Raw genomic sequence first — 6,001 nt, forward strand, 5'->3', positions numbered from 1 at the left:
CGAATATGCCCCAAGTTGTTGAACGCAGCGTTAACTTCCCGCCCAATCTATGACCTTGTGGCACCATTCGCCCACTCGTCACGCGTCCAACCTTGGGAATCACCCACGGCCGGGGTCAGGAAGGGTTGGTCATCCGGGACTGGAGCTCGGCCTGCTTGGCCTCCAGGGCGCGGACCCGTTCCTGTTCCTTGGCCTCGCGTTCGCGCTGCTTCTCGAGCTCGCGCTGGAGCTTGTCCTGCTCCTTGGCCTCGCGTTCGCGCAGCTTCTCCAGTTCGCGCTGGGCCTTGTCCTGCTCCTTGGCCTCGCGTTCGCGTTGGCGTTCGAGCTCCTTGGCCTCGCGCTCACGCTGCTTGTCCAGCTCGCGGCGGAGCTTGTCCTGCTCCTTGGCCTCGCGTTCGCGCTGTTTGCCGAGTTCCTTGAGTTCCTTGTCGGACAGCGGCGGCTTGTCCGGGGGCGGCAGGCCGGGGGAGAGGACCACGCCGCGGGAGGCGCTGGACAGGCGGGGGTTGGGGTCCAGGCTGGTGAGCCCGTTCCAGCAGAGGTTGACCACGTGGGCGGCCACCTCCTCACGGCTGGGGCGGCGCACGTCCAGCCACCACTGGCCGGTCAGCGCGACCATGCCGACCAGCATCTGCGCGTACATGGGGGCGAGCTTGGGGTCGTAGCCGCGCTCCACGAACTCGTCGGCCAGCACGTCCTCCACCTGGCTGGCGATGTCGCTGATCAGGCTGGCGAAGGTGCCGGTGCCGGAGGCCGCGTGCGAATCGCGGACCAGGATCCGGAAGCCCTCGCTGCTCTCCTCGATGTACTGCAGCAGCGCCAGGGCCGCCCGCTCCAGCTTGATCAGTGCGTGCGAGGCGGAGAGCGCCTGGGTGACCAGGCTGAGCAGGCGCTGCATCTCCCGGTCGATCACCACCGCGTAGATGCCTTCCTTGCCACCGAAGTGTTCGTACACCACCGGTTTGGACACCTTCGCGTGCGCCGCGATCTCCTCGACCGACGTGCCGTCGAAGCCCTTCTCGGCGAAGAGCGAACGACCGACCTGGATCAACTGCTCGCGCCGCTCCGCGCCCGTCATGCGTCTGCGGGATCTGGGTTCGGTCACGGGTTCCATAATGGCGTTCCTCGTGGAATCCGTCCCACCGGGGGATGGGAGACGTACGGCTACCGTAAAGGGGCTTACGGTAGCCGTACTAGAGTCGCCCGGATCAGCCAAGGCGTTTCGCCGCCAGCCGTTCCGGGGTAGGCCAGCGCACGTCCGACACCCAGCCGAGCTTCTCGAACAGGCGGATGACGGCGGCGCTCGGGTCGACCTGGCCCTTGAGCGCGCCGTGCCGGGCGCAGGTGGGGTCGGAGTGGTGCAGGTTGTGCCAGGACTCGCCGAACGAGGGGATGGCCAGCCACCACACGTTCCGCGACTTGTCGCGGACCTCGAACGCCTCGTCGCCGAAGACGTGGCAGATCGAGTTGATGGACCAGGTCACGTGGTGGAGCAGGCCGATCCGGACCAGGGTGCCCCAGAAGAACGCGGTGGCCGCGCCCTGCCAGGACCAGGTGATCAGGCCGCCGAGCACCGGCGGCAGGGCCAGGGAGGTGATCGCCAGGACCGGGAACCACTTGTGGAGCTTGATCACGTCCGGGTCCTTGACCAGGTCCGGGGCGTACTTCTCGCGGTTGGTGCGGACCCGCTCGAAGAGCCAGCCCATGTGGGCCCAGAGCAGGCCCTTGCTGATCGCCCAGAACCCGGTGCCGAACCGCCACGGCGAGTGCGGGTCGCCGTCCTTGTCGGAGAACTTGTGGTGCTTGCGGTGGGTGGCCACCCAGTCGAGCACCGACATCTCCAGGGAGAGGCTGCCGGCGATGCCCAGCGCGATCTTCATCGGGCGCTTGGCCTTGAACGAGCCGTGCGTGAAGAAGCGGTGCAGACCGACCGTCACGCCGAGGCCGCTGACGATGTAGAACACGAAGCCGATCGCGAAGTCGGTCCAGCTGAGCAGCCCCCAGCCCCAGGCGATCGGCACCGCCACGGCCAGCGCCACGAGCGGCAGCCCGACGACGAAACCAAAGGTGATGAGCTCGGGCAGGGTCTTCGGCTCGGGGTCGATGTCGGGCTTGGGCTGCGGAGCGGCACGCTCCGTTGCAACGGTCATTGGCTACCTCGCGGAGTCCGGGTTCCTCTGGCTACGCCACCGTAACCTACGCCCCCGTAGGTAAGGAAGACCTAAGTTGAAGCGGGGAGAAAGTAGCGGGCAGAGGACCATTTCATGGCGGTCACCCGACTTGCCAGGAAGTCGAGACTGTGCTGTGTACGCCTTCCGAAGCCTCGCCCGAAGAATACGTCGCCACCACGCCTGTTTTGTCCGTTTAGCGTGGTTTACCAGCCTGGGGACCACCGGAAGACCGGGTGGTTGGAGGCGTCGCGGAGCTGACGTCAGGTCGGCAGGGGCGACCCGACGGGATATCCACTCACGGCTTCGGGAGGGGGCCGGTAAGGTAGAGGCGTTCGGTCTGATGGTCCAGGGGCCTGAGGGTCGGGCGGTCCGGCGTTGGGTAATTGGCAGCCCGCCAACCTTTGGAGTTGGTTTGTCCTGGTTCGAGTCCAGGCGCCGGAACGTTGGTGATGTGAGACCGCGAGTGGTGCTGGATGTGATCGCTGGCTCGGCGGGTAAGCTCACGTTGTCGAGTGGGTGACCGTGCGGTGCCTTGGCGGTGGCCGTACAGCATCCTGATCTAGACCCGTCACCAGCGGATCCGAGGGAGCTCCCACAAGTGAGTGCGCCGCGCCCGGCCGCCGTCATCGTCCTCGCCGCGGGCGAGGGCACGCGGATGAAGTCCACGACCCCCAAAGTTCTGCACGAGCTGTGTGGCCGATCTCTGGTCGACCACATGCTGTCGGTCGCCCGGGGTCTCGAGCCCGAGCGGCTCATCGTCGTCATCGGCCACGCCCGCGAGCAGGTCGCCGAGGCCCTCGCAAAGACTTCACCGGACGCCCACCAGGTCGTCCAGGAGCAGCAGAACGGCACCGGGCACGCGGTCCGCACCGTGCTGGAGGCGGTCGGCGCCATCGAGGGAACGGTCCTGGTCACCTACGGCGACACACCGCTGCTGCGGACCGAGACCCTGCGCGCCCTGCTGACCCGGCACGACGAGGACGGCAACGCGGTCACCGTGCTGACCGCGCACGTGCCCGACCCGACCGGGTACGGCCGGATCATCCGGGACGCCACCGGCGCCGTACTGGAGATCATCGAGCACCGGGACGCCACCCCGGAGCAGCGCGCCATCACCGAGATGAACTCGGGGGTGTACGCGTTCGACGGCACCCTGCTGGCCGACGCGGTCAAGCGGGTCTCCACCGCCAACTCCCAGGGCGAGGAGTACCTCACCGACGTGCTGGCCATCCTCCGCGCGGAGGGCCACCGGGTCGGCGCGCACATCGCCGCCGACTTCGCCGAGGTGGAGGGCGTCAACAACAAGGTCCAGCTGTCCTTCGCCCGCCGGGTGCTGAACGACCGCATCCTCACCGAGCACATGCTGAACGGCGTCACCGTGATCGACCCGGCCAGCACCTGGATCGACGCCGGGGTCACCCTGGAGGCCGACGCGGTCGTCCACCCCGGCACCCAGCTGCACGGCGCCACCCGGATCGGCGCCGGCGCCGAGATCGGCCCCGGCAGCACGCTCACCGACACCGTGGTGGGCGAGGGAGCGGTGGTCCGCAACGCGGTCTGCGTCAGCTCCGAGATCGGCCCGCGCGCCTCGGTCGGCCCGTTCGCCTACCTGCGCCCCGGCACCCGGCTGGGCGCCAAGGGCAAGATCGGCACGTACGTGGAGACCAAGAACGCCACCATCGGCGAAGGCTCCAAGATCCCCCATCTCACCTACGTGGGCGACGCCACCATCGGCACCGGCAGCAACATCGGCGCCGGCTGCGTGTTCGTCAACTACGACGGGGTGCAGAAGCGGCACACCACGATCGGCGACCACGTCCGGGTGGGCAGCGACAACATGCTGATCGCCCCGGTCGAGGTAGGCGACGGCGCCTACACGGCGGCCGGTTCGGTGATCACCAACGACGTTCCCCCAGGGGCCATGGGTGTGGCCCGCAGCCGTCAGCGCAACGTTGAGGGCTGGGTGTTCCGCCGCCGTGCGGGCACGGCTTCCGCCGAGGCCGCCCGGCGCGCACTGGAAGCGGGGAACGACACGTGAGATCGCGTATCGCCGGATATTTCCGGGCATGGAGGAGTTAGTCGTATGAGTGGGATTCAGACGATGGGCCAGAAGAACCTGATGTTCTTCTCCGGCCGGGCCTATCCGGAACTCGCCCAGGAAATTGCCCGGAACCTCGGTGTGGAGATCACCCCGACCGCGTTGCGCGACTTCGCCAACGGGGAGATCTACGTGCGGTACCTGGAGTCGGTGCGGGGGTGCGACGCCTTCGTGATCCAGAGCCACACCGCGCCCATCAATAAGTGGATCATGGAACAGCTGATCATGGTGGACGCGCTGAAGCGCGCCTCCGCCAAACGGGTGACCGTGATCATGCCGTTCTTCGGGTACGCCCGGCAGGACAAGAAGGGCCGCGGCCGGGAGCCGATCACCGCCCGCTTCATGGCCGACATGTTCAAGCAGGCGGGCGCCGACCGCCTGATGTCCATCGACCTGCACACCTCGCAGATCCAGGGTTTCTTCGACGGCCCGGTGGACCACCTGTTCGCGATGCCCATCCTGATCGACTACCTGCGCGACAAGCTGGACCCGTCGACGACCACGATCGTCTCCCCGGACACCGGCCGGGTCCGCCTGGCTGAGCGCTGGTCGGACATGCTGAACACGCCCGTCGCCTTCATCCACAAGCGCCGCGACCTGGACGTGGCCAACCAGGTGAAGGTCAACGAGGTGGTCGGCAAGGTGCGCGGGCGCACCTGCGTGCTGATCGACGACATGATCGACACCGGGGGCTCGATCTGCAAGGCCGCCGACGCCCTCTACGACCACGGCGCCACCAACGTGGTGGTGGCCGCCACCCACGCCGTCTTCTCCGAGCCCGCCGTGGACCGGCTGAAGAACTCGCGCATCTCCGAGGTGGTGGTCACCAACACGCTGCCGATCCCGGAGGAGAAGCGGTTCGACAAGCTCACCGTGCTCTCCATCGCGCCGCTGATCGCCCGGGCCATCACCGAGGTGTTCACCGACGGCTCGGTGACGAGCCTGTTCGAGGGCGATTCGTGACCCGGTAGACTGTGAGGGTTGTGCGCTCGTAACGCCTCCCGCTAGGGCGGGCCAGGGGGAGCGCCTCAATCGCCGACCATCCCTAGGAGATGCGCCGTGTCCGAAGTCACGATCACCAGCGAACTGCGCGACAAGTTCGGCAAGGGCGCCGCCCGCGCCATCCGCCGCGCGCACAAGGTTCCCGCCGTTCTGTACGGGCACGGCACCGAGCCCCGCCACCTCAGCCTCCCCGGCCACGAGCTGCTGCTCGCGCTCCGCACCCCCAACGTGCTGATCAAGCTGGAGGGCGCGGTCACCGAGCTGGCCCTGCCCAAGGGCGTGCAGCGCGACCCGATCAAGGGCTTCCTGGAGCACGTGGACCTGCTCCTGGTCAAGCGCGGCGAGAAGGTCACCGTCGAGATCCCGGTCACCGTGACCGGCGAGGTGGTCAACGGCACCCTGCTCGACCAGCAGCTGGTCCAGGTCGCGGTGGAGGCCGAGGCCACCCGCATCCCGAGCGGCATCGAGGTGGACGTGGACGGCAAGGACGTCGGCTTCGCGATCACCGTCGCCGACCTCCCGGTGCCCGCCGGCGCCACCGTGGTCGCCGACCCCGAGGCCCTGGTGCTGCACGTCGTCGCCGCCCCGGTCGCCGCGCTCCCCGAGGAGCCCGCCGCCGAGGGCGCCGAGGGCGAGGCCCCGGAGGCCGCCGAGACTGCCGAGGCCGCCGCCGAGTAGCACCTCTGCGCGCACCGAAACCCCGCCCGGGTTGGCCCATCTGATCTCGGCG

General features: G+C 68.3%; 5 protein-coding genes and 1 tRNA gene. 4 read left to right on the forward strand and 2 right to left on the reverse strand.

The genetic code is table 11. The annotated features are described in order from the left end of the window. Nucleotides 1–115: 115 nt before the first annotated feature. Nucleotides 116–1,114, reverse strand: a complete 999-nt coding sequence (locus KIP79_RS28695; RefSeq protein ID WP_214108052.1) for a TetR/AcrR family transcriptional regulator — start codon at nucleotides 1,112–1,114, stop codon at nucleotides 116–118. 94 nt (nucleotides 1,115–1,208) lie between these two features. Beyond that, entirely contained in the window at nucleotides 1,209–2,150 is a 942-nt protein-coding gene (locus KIP79_RS28700) for an acyl-CoA desaturase (protein ID WP_214108053.1), read from the reverse strand. A 389-nt stretch (nucleotides 2,151–2,539) separates the two neighbouring features. Between KIP79_RS28700 and KIP79_RS28705 the strand changes: the two genes are divergently transcribed. The 4 genes from KIP79_RS28705 to KIP79_RS28720 all read left to right on the forward strand — a co-directional run bounded on the left by KIP79_RS28705 (nucleotide 2,540) and on the right by KIP79_RS28720 (nucleotide 5,949). Beyond that, a tRNA-Gln gene (locus KIP79_RS28705) sits at nucleotides 2,540–2,612 on the forward strand. Between the two features lie 157 nt (nucleotides 2,613–2,769). Next, nucleotides 2,770–4,209, forward strand: coding sequence for a bifunctional UDP-N-acetylglucosamine diphosphorylase/glucosamine-1-phosphate N-acetyltransferase GlmU (glmU, locus tag KIP79_RS28710; protein WP_214108054.1), 1,440 nt, complete (start codon nucleotides 2,770–2,772; stop codon nucleotides 4,207–4,209). Between the two features lie 45 nt (nucleotides 4,210–4,254). Then, complete coding sequence (locus tag KIP79_RS28715; RefSeq protein WP_214108055.1) at nucleotides 4,255–5,232, forward strand: ribose-phosphate diphosphokinase; 978 nt, start codon at nucleotides 4,255–4,257, stop codon at nucleotides 5,230–5,232. 96 nt (nucleotides 5,233–5,328) lie between these two features. Beyond that, nucleotides 5,329–5,949, forward strand: coding sequence for a 50S ribosomal protein L25/general stress protein Ctc (locus KIP79_RS28720; protein ID WP_214108056.1), 621 nt, complete (start codon nucleotides 5,329–5,331; stop codon nucleotides 5,947–5,949). Nucleotides 5,950–6,001 lie beyond the last annotated feature (52 nt).

Origin of the sequence: Acrocarpospora catenulata (assembly GCF_018476525.1) — a bacterium.
GTDB classification, from domain to species: domain Bacteria; phylum Actinomycetota; class Actinomycetes; order Streptosporangiales; family Streptosporangiaceae; genus Acrocarpospora; species Acrocarpospora catenulata.